This window comes from Parabacteroides sp. AM17-47, assembly GCF_003434625.1.
Taxonomy (GTDB): domain Bacteria; phylum Bacteroidota; class Bacteroidia; order Bacteroidales; family Tannerellaceae; genus Parabacteroides; species Parabacteroides distasonis.
Window position 1 is genome coordinate 1383 of the sequence record NZ_QTLI01000043.1, and the last position, 14312, is coordinate 15694.

A 14312-nucleotide genomic window follows, 5' to 3' on the forward strand; every position below is an offset into this window, starting at 1 on the left:
CCCACCGAAAGAGAACCATACGGAAAAGTACATCCAATTTGTATCTGACTACGCAGGAATCCCGGCTGACGATCCGATAAACATCAACGACCGAGAACAGATGATTCGGATTGTGGCAGGGATGAGCCGATTTGAGAATGGGAGAGAGGCTGATATGTCAGATGTTATTGCGGGGTGGAATTTATTATGAGAACGGGAATGATTTGCGGGATGCTGGCGATAGCCGGTATCCTCTTCCTGTCCGGGTGTCGAACCAAGATACAGCCTGTCGCTATCAAGAATCGTATAGACTCGATCTATATAGACAAGTTGGTACCTTACCCTATGCCTGTAGATAGCGCCTCTATCCGTGCGTTGATGGAATGCGATGAGAACGGTAAGGTAGTCCTTCGTTGGCTGGACATGGCCAACACCAAGAACGTAGAGCTCATGTTCGCCTTGGATAGCCTCGGTAACGTGATCGCCAATATGAGGGTTCCTAGGGATACGTTATATCTCCCGTCGAAAGAGGTATATGTCGATCGTAAGGTCGAGGTCCCGATCCCTGTGGAGAAGGAGTTGTCCCGTTGGGAGAAAATAAAGATCGAGGTCGGTGGGTGGGCTATAGGCTTGTTGTCCGGGCTGGCCGTTTTTTGTATAGGTTATGTCGTAATAAGGTTTTTAAGAAAGTAAAAATCACAATTTAATATTTGTTTGGTGTTTTAGTTTTTCATCTTCTATACCAGAGAAAGTTTTATTGTTTTAAAAACAGTGTTTTGAAAAATACTTGTAATGTGGGTAAAGTTGTTTTCGTTTATCTATATTTGTCCGCATATTAATATTAAACTAATGCCGTTATGATAGAATATGAAATATCAGATAGTGAACGTATTTTCTTGAAATCTCAAAATATAAGTGTATATGAACTCTTTAATGCTAAAGGAAGACCAATACCACAATGTAAACAAGAAATGGAAAATCATGGTAAATTATTTGCTTATAATACAACTGCTTGTCGAAAATATGGACATACATTGAGATCAAGAAGTGGACATTGTATTCAATGTAACACAGCTAGAATAGCATTTCAAAGAAGACATGAATCTGCAGGTATGGTATATATTGCAGGATCATTAAAAGGATCAATTATTAAAATAGGATATACTAAAGATGTGCAAATTCGTGAGGAGTCACTGAATCGTACAGAATATGCGGGATACTATGATTGGATTGTATTATTTGCTATTAGAAGTATAAATGCAGGAGAAATTGAATCTAGATTAGATATGGCATTAAAAGAATATTCTTTTTCTCTTGACTATTTACATGATGGAGGACTTCAAGAAGCAAATGAGGTTTTTAAATGTAGTTATTTAAAATGCCGACAAAAGATATTGGATATTTGTAAATCATGCTGTTATAATTATAACATTGTTGTTGATTTAAATAAAGATGAATATAATTTTGTGGATTGAATATGTATCTAGTTTATGAACTTTTGAGTTTTTCGGTGGTGATTTAGATCAGACTAGGTGATAGTTAACGCTAACTGAAAATTATAAAAGTGCTTTTTGTAGATGATTATCTGCCTGTAAATATGCAATTTTCAGAATAGCTGATCACAATGACTAGTATATTTACATTCAAAAAAATAATTTTTCTCATTATAAAAGGTGATCATTTAGACACTCTTTACAATAACAAAACTATAGGATGGGTATGGAAGATATTGTTGGTAAATATATAAAACAATTACACGAACCAAATCATCGTTTTAAATCTTGGGAACACTGCTTTATGGCTTTTTCGGATTTTAATAATGATGTTGATTATCTGACATTGCAGTTGGCTTTTTATTTAGCGAGCTGGGGGATGTATAGAGGTTCTTCAGAATTACTTCAGAAAGATTATTTGATACATGAACCTATTGTCGAGATCATACGATCTAATAGCGCATTAAGAAAAGAAAATATTGCTTCTGATGATATAAAACCAATAAATGAAATCGTTAAAAAGATCAAGGATGTATATGAAGTGAAGAATGTCAGCTGTACTTTAGTTTCGAAAATACTATTAGGTACTTTAGGTTGCATGCCTGCGCTAGATCGATTTTTTTGTGATGGATGGAAGATATGTGAAGAGACAAAAGAGTTTCCTATAAATCTACAAAATATCATATCCTTTGCAGATAAACATAAGATTGAAATAAAGGAATGTAAGAATTGTATAAAAAGCGATGTCATTTATCCCCCTATGAAAATTGTAGATATGTATTTTTGGCAAATAGGGTATGATGAGTATCTTAAAAAGAAAAATATAAATAGTATATAGGTTGGTGTATTATAATACCTATCTTTGTCTCGGCATTAATGGAGTCATAGTTAAAGTTAAAGCGTCTAGGGTAGTGATATTCGGGCTCTTTTTTATATTTCTTTTTTTCAAAATACACAACTTCTCAAATAATTCCCTACATTTGGGAAATCCTTAAAAGTAATCACTATGGCAAAAGATCCTACACCCTCACAGGTTGCGACCAATGCGTTGCAGGGAATTCCTTTCGGTTCTATTATAGGAGGCCCATTGAGAGCCTGTGTAGAGGCCCAAGAGGAACAAGCGAAAGCCGCTGCTGAGTTCATGAAAGAAACCGAGCTTAACTCGGATAAAGAGGCAGAAGAGAAAGAATAGTTTGAATCCTTAAATCAAATGATCATGAAAGCGGAGAAACAATATAAAGAGGCTACTTCCCGAGTAATACAACCGTTGAAAGGTGGTGGTGGGTATGTTGTTAATAACAGATTAGATTCTATTATCCAAACAAAATTATCAGATATAATAAGTGGATCAAGGAAAGAGAAAAATCTAGTTCAACGAATGGTTCGTGTAGCTCCTAGCCCTTATGATTCGACTTCTGATAATATTATTGCTGCATGGAATGAATTGGATAACGATTTGACCGTAGCTATAGCAGAAGCTATTGCTGGTGTACAAGGTGGTGGACCATATACTCCACATCAAAAACAATATTTAATGAGGCCAACAGCCGCTAACTGGGGATATTGTATAGAGGAAAAACTGAATGACAAAGCCGGAGATAATGATTGGGGTACACAAGAAGTATTGGGTGGTTCTAGACCAGATTACCACAAAGAAATTGATTCTACTCATGTATTTGCGGATCTCACGACTGATAGAGAATCGGGCGGTATCGGGCTTCATATTTGGGAGAAATTGAAAAAAGGTAGAAATACATATGCGGGAAGTGTGGGAGCAGATGTAACTTATACGCAAACAGGGCCTACAACATCGGTGGTATATGTACCAACCCAAAAAGAACAGGCTGCTCATCTTTTAAGACTGTTTGACAGAGTTGACTATGAAGTTACAGAGGATATGGATAATGTAAAATATAGATTAAGCAGATGCGCTAGTGGAATGGTCGGTAATTATTCTACTACAATTCAAAGAGCCCTTGAAATTCTTTCAACTTCATCAGATGATGATGATAATACGTCAGAAGAGGATATGTCAGATTAATTCGTGACTAATTCAAAATCATCCATTCCCAACGCATTTCTAACCTTTAACCTTCAAGTCAAGATCCTTTATGACAAGGTTAGAACGTCCACCATCTTCTAGAGGATATTCGATGGACGTTCTTTTTTTGTATATCTTTACCGTAAAAAACAATGACCTTTGAAGAAGCTATTTCTAAGCGTAAGCAAATCAATAGTTACGTTATCGGCCTCCCGATAAAGGAAGGCAAGAGGATCACCTCCCTGTTCATCGGCCCCACAGATTGGGATCGTATGTGCGATTACATGAACATGCAGAACCAGAAAGGCCATGAGATTGCCCGGATCAAGTTCGCCAATGAGAGCTTTTCCGTATACGGTGTATCGGAAAATGAATTGTCTGACGGAACTCCTCGTTGGGATATGTTGAATTTGGGTCGCTGGGAGGAGGAAATCTTAAACTGAGTATAAATGAAATATCGGGGATTGATATGGCCTAGCTATCAATCCCCGGCATTTAAAATAGCAACCTCCCATCCTTCTTATCCATCACCGCATTGAAAACACTTTTATAGGTCTCATACAACTCCTTCCGGCTTTCCGGCCCCGGCCAATCGACGAAAGACTCCCCGGCAAAGAATTTCCAAGCGAAGATCCGTTTGGCTTTTTCGGACAACCCTAACTTTTTATGAAGCCTTATCCAATATCGTAGGATCATCAGCCTTCTTCTTCAAAAAATCATTATTAATGACATACGCATCCATCCTTTCGGGAGGAAATGGGCGGAGCAATCTTTCAATCTCTGTTTTTGCTAGCTTCGGGTCTAGCCATCTTTCTTCGTCCTCCATGGACAAAATAGCCGGCATGCGATGCTTCGTATTATGGATATAATCCGTTAGTGAATTTGGATCGGTTGTAATGATTGAGAAGCTTTTTACAACTTCACCGGTTGTTTTATCCAGCCACTCGTCATAAATCCCTGCCATCGAGAAAATAGGCTCATCTTTTACGTATATGTAATAAGGTATCTTCTTATTTCCTTCATGCCGCCATTCGAAATAGCCAGTACTAGGTACAATACACCTTTTCTTCATGATCGGTTCCCGAAACGAGGGCTTCTGAAAGATAGTATCAGTCCGTGCGTTCAATGTCATGCGTTTTATCTCATCAGCTTGCTTCTTGTCCTTAACCCAGATCGGAATCAAGCCCCACTTGAAACTTTGAACCTCCCGATCTGCGGTTATAATCGGATAGTCTGGAAAAGTGAATGCGTTAACCCTGTATTGCTCTTGTTCCTCCAGAATTTTTTCAGCGATTTCTACCACGCTTAGATTCCGACCATAACGAGCCGCAAGTTCTTTCGCCTTCTTGGACATTGAGTTATAGAAGCACATATCATTTAATATTTATGATGTCAGACAATCTTGTAGTATAACAAGGGGATAGGAGCTCTTGTTTCAGTTTCCACTTCCTCCGGCCACCTTGTACCGCTAAAGTAAGATTATTCCTGTTAAATCCGCTATTCAATCGGTCTACCACTTTCATGAGCTTCTTTTGTCTCTCTCTATCTACGTTATCGAACATGTTTTGCTGGATCGCACTATCAGGAACGATATCGATGATAATAACCCCGGCTTTCTTGAAAAAATATCCTTTTCTGTAAATGTTCCGGAGGGCTATCAACGCATAGTGTACGATCTCTGGCGTGCTGTTCGTTGGTACCGGTAGCTTGACCACGCAATTCTGGAAGTATTGGGGTAGATCCTCCCGAAAATTATTCGTATGTATGAATACCATGAGCGCTTGAGCGCAGGATCTTTGTTTGCGAAGCTTTCCTGCGCAAATACTGGCGTAAGAGGATACGGCCTCTTCCAGTCCCTCAATCTCGGATATCGCCTCGCCAAATGCCCTGCTGGTGCATATCTGTTTCTTATCCGGGGTTACCAGCTCTAGGTCTATGCAGGATTCCCAATTTAATTCTTTCCAAGTACGTTCCCCTACGACTGTCATTTGTTGACGTACCCAGTTTCTAGGCATCAGAGAGAAATCGTATGCCGTACTTACACCATACACGGAGAGTCGTTTCGTGTGTCGGTAACCAATACCCCATACGTCCCCGATCTCTGTCCGTTTAAGCGCCTCGATCCGTTTTTCTTCCGTGTCAATGATACACACGCCTTTATACCCTTTATATTTCTTTGCGAATTTGTTTGCGACCTTGGCGAGAGTTTTTGTCGGGGCAATACCCATCGATACGGGAATCCCGGTTCCCTTGGAGACAGTTCGTATTATCTCTTCTCCATATTCTTTCAGGTCGTATCTCTCAAAACCGGAGAAATCCAGAAAACATTCGTCGATCGAATACACCTCAATGTTTGGAGAATAGGAGGAAAGCATTGTCATTACCCGGTTGGACATATCCCCATACAACGTATAATTGGATGAGAACACGCCAATACCATACCGCTCGATCTCGTTCTTGATCTGATAGGCTGGCACTCCCATCTTTATACCTAATGCTTTCGCTTCGTTTGATCGAGCGATCACACAACCGTCATTATTAGACAATACGACAACAGGGCGGTTATTCCAATTAGGATTGAAGGCACGCTCACATGATGCGTAGAAATTATTGCAATCCACGAGAGCGATCATTGTCTTTTCCTCCTGTTTTTCTTGATCGTGTAGGTGACGATCCCCCATACCATGAATTCATTATCTTTGGTGACCTTGATAGGCGGATATTTAGCGTTGGAGGGTACCAGCCATGCGGCGTCCGATTCCAGTCTTACCCTTTTCACCGTAAAATCCCCATCGATAAAGCAAACTGCCAGATCATCGTCCATTAGCTCCAACGACTTGTCGATCACAAGGATATCGCCTTCCTCAATGCCCTCGTCCTTCATCGAGTCACCGACAACACGGCCATAGAAAGTCGAGGTGGGATGCTTTATCAACTCTTTATTCAGATCGATAGCCAGTTCCATATAGTCTTGAGCCGGACTGGGAAAACCAGCGCGAATGCCTTCATCCGCATAGGGAAGAGGTAGATGGCTCTCCGCATCTACCTTGTATATAGTCAAGTTCTTTTTACTCATAAAAATGTTATCTCCTCGGTGCAAAAATAGGAAAACAATCTGTTAAGTTCATTGAATGCGTTGTTAAGATTTTAATTGTCAATGCAATAGATTTCGTATTGGATGGTTGGAGCGTATGTTTTTCAAAATCTTAAATATCAAATCTATGTTATCTAGCATACACAAGAAATGATAAAGCGCTAATTAACATCTACCTTTGCGTCGTCGGTCGGATCAAGTTCGCCAATGAGAGCTTTTCCGTATACGGTGTCTCAGTAGATAACTTAGGAAGCTACCCTAATTATGGATTAGTGCTTCTTGATGATTTTGATAAGATGAGTAAATAGAAAAGTAGAGCTTTACTTTACAAATACTTTACAAAAATATAGTATTTTATATCGTATCATTCTTATTGTCATTTAGTTAAACTAACAATAAGGAGTAGATTTAAATAAGAGTTTGTTATTTGTTTGGTCCGCATGTAGCTGTGAAGCTGGATGCGGATTTTTATTTGTTTCCGCATGGAATCCATATGTTAATGCTAAAATATAAGATGTTGTGTGTCATGATTATCTGTAGATAGGCGAAATTCGGCATATCCGTTGTTCTATATCTATTGATTACGTTAATATGAATAGATTGTTTAATTAAAAATCTTATCCGGATTCAGCGATCCAAGAGGTATATGTTGCGGAAAAGACTGAAGGTAAACTCTTTAAAGTGATTTTGGTAATCGAGGGCAAGGAGGCTATCGCTATCTTTAATGAAAAGGGAGAAGAGATGAAGTAGTTATTAATGAATAGGATAATCCAAGATAGAAATAAACTCTATATTTGTCCCAATAACCGTATGCAATGAGCGTCTACCACTTTTCAGGTAGGCGTTCTTTTTTTCTTCTATTCCCATTCTCCCTTCCAAATGGGAGATCATTGTACTTCGACACTACACTGGCGATTCAAGTCCAGATTTTTTAATTAGCTTGAGAAAGAGACTGTTTTTTGAATTTCGCTATTCATTTATTGTTTATCAATAAATATTTATTACATTTGCAACGTCGTTTAAAATTAACATCATACGTCATGAAAAGAATTTCAACAGCATTTCTTTAAACAGTTATTGTTCTTATCGGTATTGTGGCACTTATTATTTTGATTTGGTTTCCCTTAACTGAGGGACGAGCCACACACCTAGATTTATTTAGTACTTACGCTGATCCATTTATCTTATATGGATATGGAGCGTCAATCGCTTTTTTTGTTGCGTTGTACAATGCTTTTAGGTTGCTCGGTTATATTGGGCAAAATAAAGTGTTTTCAACAAACTCTGTAAAGACTTTGAAGAACATAAAGCATTGTGCGATCTTACTAAGTATTTTAATCGTGGTGGCAGGACTATTTATAAGGTTGACCCATAATACAGAAGATGACCCCGCAGGTTTTCTTGCCATTTGTATCGTAACTACTTTTGTCGCTATCGTAGTTGCGACAGCCGTGGCTGTATTTGAAAAATTATTGCAAAATGCGATAGATATGAAATCAGAGAATGACTTAACAGTTTAATTATGCCTATTATTGTAAACTTAGATGTAATGATGGCAAAGCGGAAGATTTCTTTGAACGAACTTTCTGAAAGAGTTGGTTTGACATTATCTAACCTTTCTATCTTAAAAACGGGAAAGGCGAAAGCAATTCGTTTTAGTACCCTAGAGGCAATTTGTAGAGCATTAGACTGTCAGCCAAGCGACATTTTGGAATATGTAAATGATGAGAAAAAAACAACATAAGGAATCAACACTTTGATGCGGTTCAGTCTGCTTATTAGTATAATACAACTTTATGTAGTGCCTAACTCTTGTAAGAGTTTGTTATTTTTGATCCGCATGTAGCAGTGACGCTGGATGCGGATTTTTATTTTCTGTTTTATTTTGGCTATTGAAATTCATCAAAAGCATAAACATTATGATCTTTAATCTGGTTGTAATAATATTAAGGTATTAGTTTAAGGCAATATATCCACTTCCGCTTCACCTGTGAAGGCCGAGCGGTTTGGTTTTCTAACTTTACTTCATGGCGTTTAAATCCTGTTCATGCAAGACTTAAGCGCCATTTTTCTGTACTTTCCCTTGAAAACTTTATGGGATCTACTCGGTATCTTTATTTTCAGTCTCTAGTTCCTTGATCTCTTTATTCAGAAAGACAGACAGAACTGTTCTCAGCACGACTATTCCACCTAAAATGGCCAATTCATTAAGTGTTGGTTCCAATACTGTTTTTAAGATATCTGACGCTATCAAAAATTCTAGTCCGAGAAGTAAGTATGTACCGAATACAGCTCTTAGTTTTCTTATGTTAGTAATGGAATAATTACCAGTAAGTCGCTTAAGTTCATTTCTGAAAAATGAGATGACTCCGATTAATGCACCATAGGTGACAATCAGAAGGCTTGTCACACTTATTATTGTCGCTAAGGTATTTAAAAAACCAGTAAGCATAAATAGACCATTTACAACCATAACATAAAAGGCCTATAGAATGTTTGTTGGAAGGCTCGCAGGTATGGTAGGTTTTCGGACTCACACTTTTACACGTATAGGATCAATCATGGATAAAAAACAACCCGGTAGTACAAAACTTGCCGGGTTGCTGTCTGTGTTATTCCAGAACGTCAAAAAATCCCCAATATTTTCACTTGCAACAAAATGCGCATCAAACATAATCTTTATTATTTGAATATCAAAACAAATCTATTAAATATTTTTCTTTTAAGCCTATTTTTATTGTTGTAGGACCATCTGATTTCTTTTTAAGGAAACTACTTCCTATCTAATGGCAATGAACTTCAATGATCTCATTTAGATTAGTGGTATATAATTTAGAGATGTGTTCATTTTCCATTTTTGCTATTTTATGTAAAAGAATTAAAGATGAAAATCTGTCTATATGATTTGTTTATTTGATTAAATATATTATATTTGTAGTAATAAAAATAAAGATTATGGAAGACCTTGAATTAATATCATTGTTGAATGAGTGTAATAAGATGAGTGTTCTTGAAGTGAGTAATTATCTTTTAGGAAAAATGGATTATTTGTCACGTATAAAAAGTGATAAGTCAAATAAGATACTAAAGTATATAGAGTCTTTTGTCTGGATGATAAATCATGCGGGTAACCGTAGGCCAAGTTATGTCTCTGATAAAGATTATGAATTGATGCAAAAATCATTTGCGATTATTTATAGGAATAGTATTATCCATTGAGTAGAATCGAAAGTCTTTTTTAACTTTAGGCAAATGACTCTAGGCTAAATTCTTTTGATTTAGCCTAGAGTCATTGATAGTGTCGTAGAATCTTTAATGATTACAAACCTTTGTAATATCTACCGTGAAACCATTTTCGACAGGCATGAATTTCCCCTTTTGTTTCAGAAATACGATTAACTCATCCGCATCCATATTTTCTGCCGAACAAGTATAGAAACGCTGATCCTCACCAAAAGTCTTAACGATCGCTTCTTTTAAAGAAGCTTCTGAATAACTATTACCCTCCATCATATGAAGGACTTCGTGTGCATGTAACTGTTCCATAAATCAAATTACTTAATTATCGGATACAAAAATAAGGGGTTTATCCGTATAAAGGTGTAACAAATGTGACACCCTTTCAACTTTAGGCTTTTCTAAACAAAAATTAATCAAACCTGTTTAAATGATAGGACGTCTTACTTTTTAATAACTAAAATATATCACAATATGAAACGTATATTCTTCATGACATTGTTTGTCGCATTAACGACAATCGCATATAGTCAAACGGATGATAAAGGATATGAGGAAGGCAAATGGGTACTGAAAGGTGTGACAGGTTTGAACTTGTCGCAAACGGCGATGTCGAATTGGTCGGCTGGCGGTGAGAACTCTGTTGCCGGAAATGCGTATCTGAATGGGGCATTAACACATAAAAGCGGTGACTGGTTATGGGTAACCAATCTCGCTCTCGATTACGGATTATCAAAGACTAAATCGCAGGGAATGAGGAAAAGTACCGATAATATAACCCTGTCTACCCAATTAGGATATTCCACCAATAATGTATGGTATTATACGTTGATGGGAGATTTAAACACCCAGTTTGCCAAAGGATATAATTATCCGGATAAGACACATTATATATCGAACTTCTTTGCGCCGGCGTATTCGAATATCTCCGTAGGTATGGAATATCGTCCCAAAAGCAATTATTCGGTTTATCTTTCTCCGGCTTCCACGAAGATGACTTTCGTGGAGGATGATTACCTTTCCGAGTTAGGAGCTTTCGGGGTCGATCCGGGAGATCGCTTCAGAATGGAATGGGGAGCTTACTTGAAAGCTCGTGCGGAATTAACCGTGATGGAAAACGTGAACTTGATTACTACAGCTGACTTTTTTACTCCTTATAGCGATCAATTCGGAAATATCGATGTCAATTGGGATGTATTGATAAGCATGAAGATTAATAAATTCCTGTCCGCTACACTCAATACGACGCTTAAATATGATAACGACGTGAAAACTTTTGAGGATAATGGAGAGAAACGGGGGGCGAAGGTCCAGTTCAAGGAAATATTAGGCATAGGTGTCGCCTATAATTTTTAAGTGGCATTTACTTGCAGAAAATTCATAGTTATGACTACTTTCACTCATAGCTATGAATTTTTTTATAACTATGATTTTTTCTTGTAGTAATGATAACGCTCCAACACTTCCCGCACGTAATTATATGTTTCTGAGCCACGCAAGTATCCATGCTTGCAAACAGGATCGTTATAATACTCGGGATCATTTTTCAAACGAATATATTCCGCTACATTATTATCCCATTTATTGGGATCTTTTCCATATTTTCGGGCCAATCGCTGCGCATCGTAAATATGTCCGATCCCAGCGTTGTAAGCCGCTAGGGTAAACTTGACTTTTTCTTCAGGATCCGTAATCTCAGAAAAACCTTGACGGAAGCGCCGTAAACAATCTACTCCCGTACGGATTCCCGTATCCGGATCTTTCAATTCATGCGGGGTGACACCTAATGCCTTCGCCGTATTTGGCATGATTCCCATAAGCCCCTCGGCACCGGCCCACGATACAACCGTAGGATTGAAATGAGACTCTTGATAGGAAATAGACGCCAGCAGCTGCCAATCCCATCCGATGTTTTTCGCATGTTTCTTGAATAAAGGGTCATACGGGGAAATATGTCCATTCTTTACCTCCGGAATATCTGCGGTAAAAGGTCGCTTGCTTAATTCAAAGTACCGCTTAGTAACTGCCTTGAAAGAATGTTTACCCGTTTTATCAGAAGCCCATTCATCGATGGCCTTCGCCAAGTCCGGGCTACTTTTCCTTACCACCCATGAAGAGCGTTGGGGAAAACTAACCTTTAGGTCGACATTGATATTCCAATAATAAGTCTTGTTTAGGCGGGCGGTGTTATCATCGCTGATCGTATAGGGAATTTCGCCCAAGGAGACCATCTCGATAAGATCTTCGGTAGCAATGGAGTCATTTTCCACTTTTTGGATATGGATTCCTCCGCCGAGTTCCTCATCCAAGTTCTTCAGTCGTTCGGAGTATTTGGTGTTAGGCTTTACGTAAACATTCTTATCGATTAATTGAGTGACATCGGTAAGAAGCTTATCGCCTTTATTGGCCCGTTGTATCAATACTTGACTGGAGATATCCTCCCGGCCGCAATAAATGACCTCTTGTTTCAGCTTGTTATTGATTGGGATGGGGTAGGCTACAACATCGACCTCGCCGGCTTCTAGCATCTCGATCAGACGGGCAGGATTCTCGGCGACCTTGATGTTTAATTTCAAACCTTGGCTCTTGGCAAAATCGTTTATCAGATCGTATTCATAACCCATGGGTTGCATCTTATATTGGAAGTAGGAGGTAGAACTGTATAAAGTCACCGCCGTGATCTCGCCTTCCGCTTTCAGTTGCGGTAAATCCACGAAAACGGAAACGTCCTCTTTCTCCTCTTGTTTGTTACCGTTGCAACCATACAAGAAGAACAAAAAGAGCAGAAAGGGGACGTATTTCCTATACATTATATTATATGTTTATTTTTTCTCAAGCAAAACCACGTTCTCCACATGATGTGTATGAGGAAACATATCGACCGGACGGACTTTCTTGACGGAGTATTTCACGCTCAACAAACTCAAATCGCGGGCTTGCGTAGCAGGATTGCAGCTAACGTAAACGATACGTTCCGGCTCGGCGAAGAGAATAGTGTTGATCACATCATCATGCATACCGGCACGTGGTGGATCGGTAATAATAACATCTGGACGTCCGTGTTGGTTTATGAAATCCTGCGTAAGGATATCTTTCATATCACCGGCATAAAAAAGCGTGTTCTCTATATGGTTCAAGGCGGAATTCACTTTTGCGTCCTCGATAGCCTCCGGTACGTATTCGATGCCGATAACCTTCTTTGCTTGACGAGAGACGAAATTTGCGATCGTACCTGTCCCGGTATATAAATCGTACACCATCTCATTTCCGGTAAGACCCGCGAATTCTCTAGCCACTTTATATAGATTATAAGCCTGTTCACTGTTTGTCTGATAGAAAGACTTAGGACCTACCTTGAATTGAAGCCCCTCCATCTCTTCGATGATATGATCTTTTCCCTTGAATACGAGAACTTCTTGGTCGGTGATCGTGTCATTACATTTGCCGTTGATGACGTACATCAAGGACGTGATTTCCGGGAATCGTTCCGCCAGATGAGATAATAACGCTTCCCTGCGCTCTACATCCTCATGGAAGAAAACCAATACGACCATCAAATCCCCAGTGGATGCCGTACGGATCATCAACGTACGAACGAATCCCTCTTGGTTCCGTAAATCGAAGAAAGGATATCCCTCATGAGATAGGCAATATTCCTTGACGCAAAGACGGATCTTGTTCGATATATCATCTTGCAACCAACATTTATGGATGTCCAATACCTTATCGAACATCCCCGGTATATGAAACCCGACACCATTCATGCAATCGAAAGAAGCACCGGACTGGATCTCTTCCTCCGTAAGCCATTTCTTGTTTGAGAAAGTAAACTCAAGCTTGTTCCGGTAGAAAGTCGTGCGCTCGGAACCTAAGATCGGAAGTTTCTCTTCCATTTCGACTTTCCCGATGCGGGTAAGATTATCGTAGACCTGTTTTTGCTTATAGTAAAGTTGTTCCTCATAGGGAAGATGTTGCCACTTGCAACCTCCACAGACACCGAAGTGCTCACAAAACGGCTCCGCACGTTTGGCCGAGTACTCATGGAAATATACAGGTTTCCCCTCCGCATAACTATTCTTCTTACGGGTCAGTTGAATATCAACCACGTCTCCCGGAGCGACGAAGGGTACAAATACCACCATATCGTTCACTCTCGCGATAGCCTTGCCCTCGGCGGCTACGTCCGTAATGGTTACCTTTTCTAATATAGGCAACTGTTTCTTCTTTCTTGCCAATGTCGTTAAGTTTTAAATTCGCTTCGCGAAAATACTTACAATTCCGCTAAGAACAAAGAGCTTCGTTCTATATACTTAAATGAGTCCGGCAAACAGTTCTCGTTATTCTATCAAGATTGATGAAGATATGATTATGGACAGAAAGGGATGTATAGTATGTGTTTATAAATCAATATATTGCAGTTTCTTAAAATTTTGTCTTATGCTGATATAGGTAGACACATTCAATAACA

19 protein-coding genes and 1 pseudogene are annotated in these 14312 nt (G+C 38.9%); 11 read left to right on the plus strand and 9 right to left on the minus strand.

Going from position 1 to position 14312, the window contains the following annotated elements; all coding sequences use genetic code 11:
* The 7 genes and pseudogenes from DW205_RS22685 to DW205_RS21410 all read left to right on the plus strand — a co-directional run.
* A pseudogene (locus tag DW205_RS22685) lies at positions 1–190 on the plus strand (structural protein P5); the annotation flags it as partial.
* A complete protein-coding gene (locus tag DW205_RS21385) occupies positions 187–672 on the plus strand; it encodes a hypothetical protein (RefSeq protein WP_005862393.1) in 486 nt (161 codons plus the stop codon). The pseudogene DW205_RS22685 and the gene DW205_RS21385, both read left to right, overlap by 4 nt.
* Before the next feature lie 164 nt (positions 673–836).
* A complete protein-coding gene (locus DW205_RS21390) occupies positions 837–1454 on the plus strand; it encodes a GIY-YIG nuclease family protein (protein WP_005862391.1) in 618 nt (205 codons plus the stop codon).
* 238 nt (positions 1455–1692) lie between these two features.
* The gene (locus DW205_RS21395) at positions 1693–2310 is read left to right on the plus strand and encodes a hypothetical protein (protein WP_005862389.1); all 618 of its coding nucleotides are present in this window, start codon (positions 1693–1695) and stop codon (positions 2308–2310) included.
* A gap of 168 nt (positions 2311–2478) precedes the next feature.
* Positions 2479–2664: a DUF2589 domain-containing protein gene (locus tag DW205_RS21400; RefSeq protein ID WP_005862387.1), complete on the plus strand. Its 186-nt coding sequence runs from the start codon at positions 2479–2481 to the stop codon at positions 2662–2664.
* Between the two features lie 24 nt (positions 2665–2688).
* Positions 2689–3513 (plus strand): hypothetical protein, encoded by an 825-nt coding sequence (locus DW205_RS21405; RefSeq protein WP_005862386.1) that lies wholly within the window; start codon positions 2689–2691, stop codon positions 3511–3513.
* Positions 3514–3665: 152 nt separating this feature from the next.
* A complete protein-coding gene (locus DW205_RS21410; protein WP_005862384.1) occupies positions 3666–3956 on the plus strand; it encodes a hypothetical protein in 291 nt (96 codons plus the stop codon).
* 52 nt (positions 3957–4008) lie between these two features.
* Here the strand turns inward: DW205_RS21410 and DW205_RS21415 are convergent, their stop codons facing one another.
* From DW205_RS21415 to DW205_RS21430, 4 genes are read right to left on the minus strand one after another with little or no spacing between them, the layout of a single operon-like run.
* A complete protein-coding gene (locus tag DW205_RS21415; protein ID WP_232299914.1) occupies positions 4009–4167 on the minus strand; it encodes a hypothetical protein in 159 nt (52 codons plus the stop codon).
* A gap of 10 nt (positions 4168–4177) precedes the next feature.
* A complete protein-coding gene (locus DW205_RS21420; protein ID WP_005862378.1) occupies positions 4178–4885 on the minus strand; it encodes an SOS response-associated peptidase in 708 nt (235 codons plus the stop codon).
* A gap of 1 nt (position 4886) precedes the next feature.
* Positions 4887–6146 carry a Y-family DNA polymerase gene (locus DW205_RS21425; protein WP_172718869.1) on the minus strand — a complete coding sequence of 420 codons (1260 nt, stop codon included), beginning with the start codon at positions 6144–6146 and terminating at the stop codon, positions 4887–4889.
* On the minus strand, positions 6143–6589 hold the full coding sequence (locus tag DW205_RS21430) for a LexA family transcriptional regulator (protein WP_005862374.1): 447 nt from the start codon (positions 6587–6589) through the stop codon (positions 6143–6145). The genes DW205_RS21425 and DW205_RS21430 overlap by 4 nt, the downstream gene beginning before the upstream one ends.
* 1112 nt (positions 6590–7701) lie before the next feature.
* Between DW205_RS21430 and DW205_RS21435 the strand changes: the two genes are divergently transcribed.
* Together DW205_RS21435 and DW205_RS21440 are read left to right on the plus strand one after the other, a co-directional pair.
* Positions 7702–8127, plus strand: coding sequence for a DUF2975 domain-containing protein (locus DW205_RS21435; protein ID WP_008778354.1), 426 nt, complete (start codon positions 7702–7704; stop codon positions 8125–8127).
* Positions 8128–8129: 2 nt separating this feature from the next.
* Positions 8130–8351 (plus strand): helix-turn-helix transcriptional regulator, encoded by a 222-nt coding sequence (locus DW205_RS21440; RefSeq protein WP_005862373.1) that lies wholly within the window; start codon positions 8130–8132, stop codon positions 8349–8351.
* A 357-nt stretch (positions 8352–8708) separates the two neighbouring features.
* Here the strand turns inward: DW205_RS21440 and DW205_RS21445 are convergent, their stop codons facing one another.
* Both DW205_RS21445 and DW205_RS22925 read right to left on the minus strand, forming a co-directional pair.
* Positions 8709–9059 carry a DUF1622 domain-containing protein gene (locus tag DW205_RS21445; RefSeq protein WP_005857075.1) on the minus strand — a complete coding sequence of 117 codons (351 nt, stop codon included), beginning with the start codon at positions 9057–9059 and terminating at the stop codon, positions 8709–8711.
* Positions 9060–9390: 331 nt separating this feature from the next.
* On the minus strand, positions 9391–9462 hold the full coding sequence (locus DW205_RS22925; RefSeq protein ID WP_350453580.1) for a hypothetical protein: 72 nt from the start codon (positions 9460–9462) through the stop codon (positions 9391–9393).
* Positions 9463–9562: 100 nt separating this feature from the next.
* Here DW205_RS22925 and DW205_RS21455 point away from each other — a divergent pair, with 100 nt between their 5' ends.
* Positions 9563–9826: a hypothetical protein gene (locus tag DW205_RS21455; protein ID WP_005862371.1), complete on the plus strand. Its 264-nt coding sequence runs from the start codon at positions 9563–9565 to the stop codon at positions 9824–9826.
* 93 nt (positions 9827–9919) lie between these two features.
* Here the strand turns inward: DW205_RS21455 and DW205_RS21460 are convergent, their stop codons facing one another.
* A complete protein-coding gene (locus DW205_RS21460) occupies positions 9920–10153 on the minus strand; it encodes a YecH family metal-binding protein (protein WP_005862370.1) in 234 nt (77 codons plus the stop codon).
* Between the two features lie 165 nt (positions 10154–10318).
* Here DW205_RS21460 and DW205_RS21465 point away from each other — a divergent pair, with 165 nt between their 5' ends.
* Positions 10319–11200 (plus strand): DUF3078 domain-containing protein, encoded by an 882-nt coding sequence (locus DW205_RS21465; protein WP_005862369.1) that lies wholly within the window; start codon positions 10319–10321, stop codon positions 11198–11200.
* Positions 11201–11268: 68 nt separating this feature from the next.
* Here DW205_RS21465 and DW205_RS21470 read toward each other — a convergent pair whose 3' ends face one another.
* Together DW205_RS21470 and rlmD are read right to left on the minus strand one after the other, a co-directional pair.
* Positions 11269–12654 (minus strand): transglycosylase SLT domain-containing protein, encoded by a 1386-nt coding sequence (locus DW205_RS21470; RefSeq protein ID WP_005862368.1) that lies wholly within the window; start codon positions 12652–12654, stop codon positions 11269–11271.
* 12 nt (positions 12655–12666) lie between these two features.
* Entirely contained in the window at positions 12667–14079 is a 1413-nt protein-coding gene (gene rlmD, locus DW205_RS21475) for a 23S rRNA (uracil(1939)-C(5))-methyltransferase RlmD (protein ID WP_005857064.1), read from the minus strand.
* Positions 14080–14312: the final 233 nt, after the last annotated feature.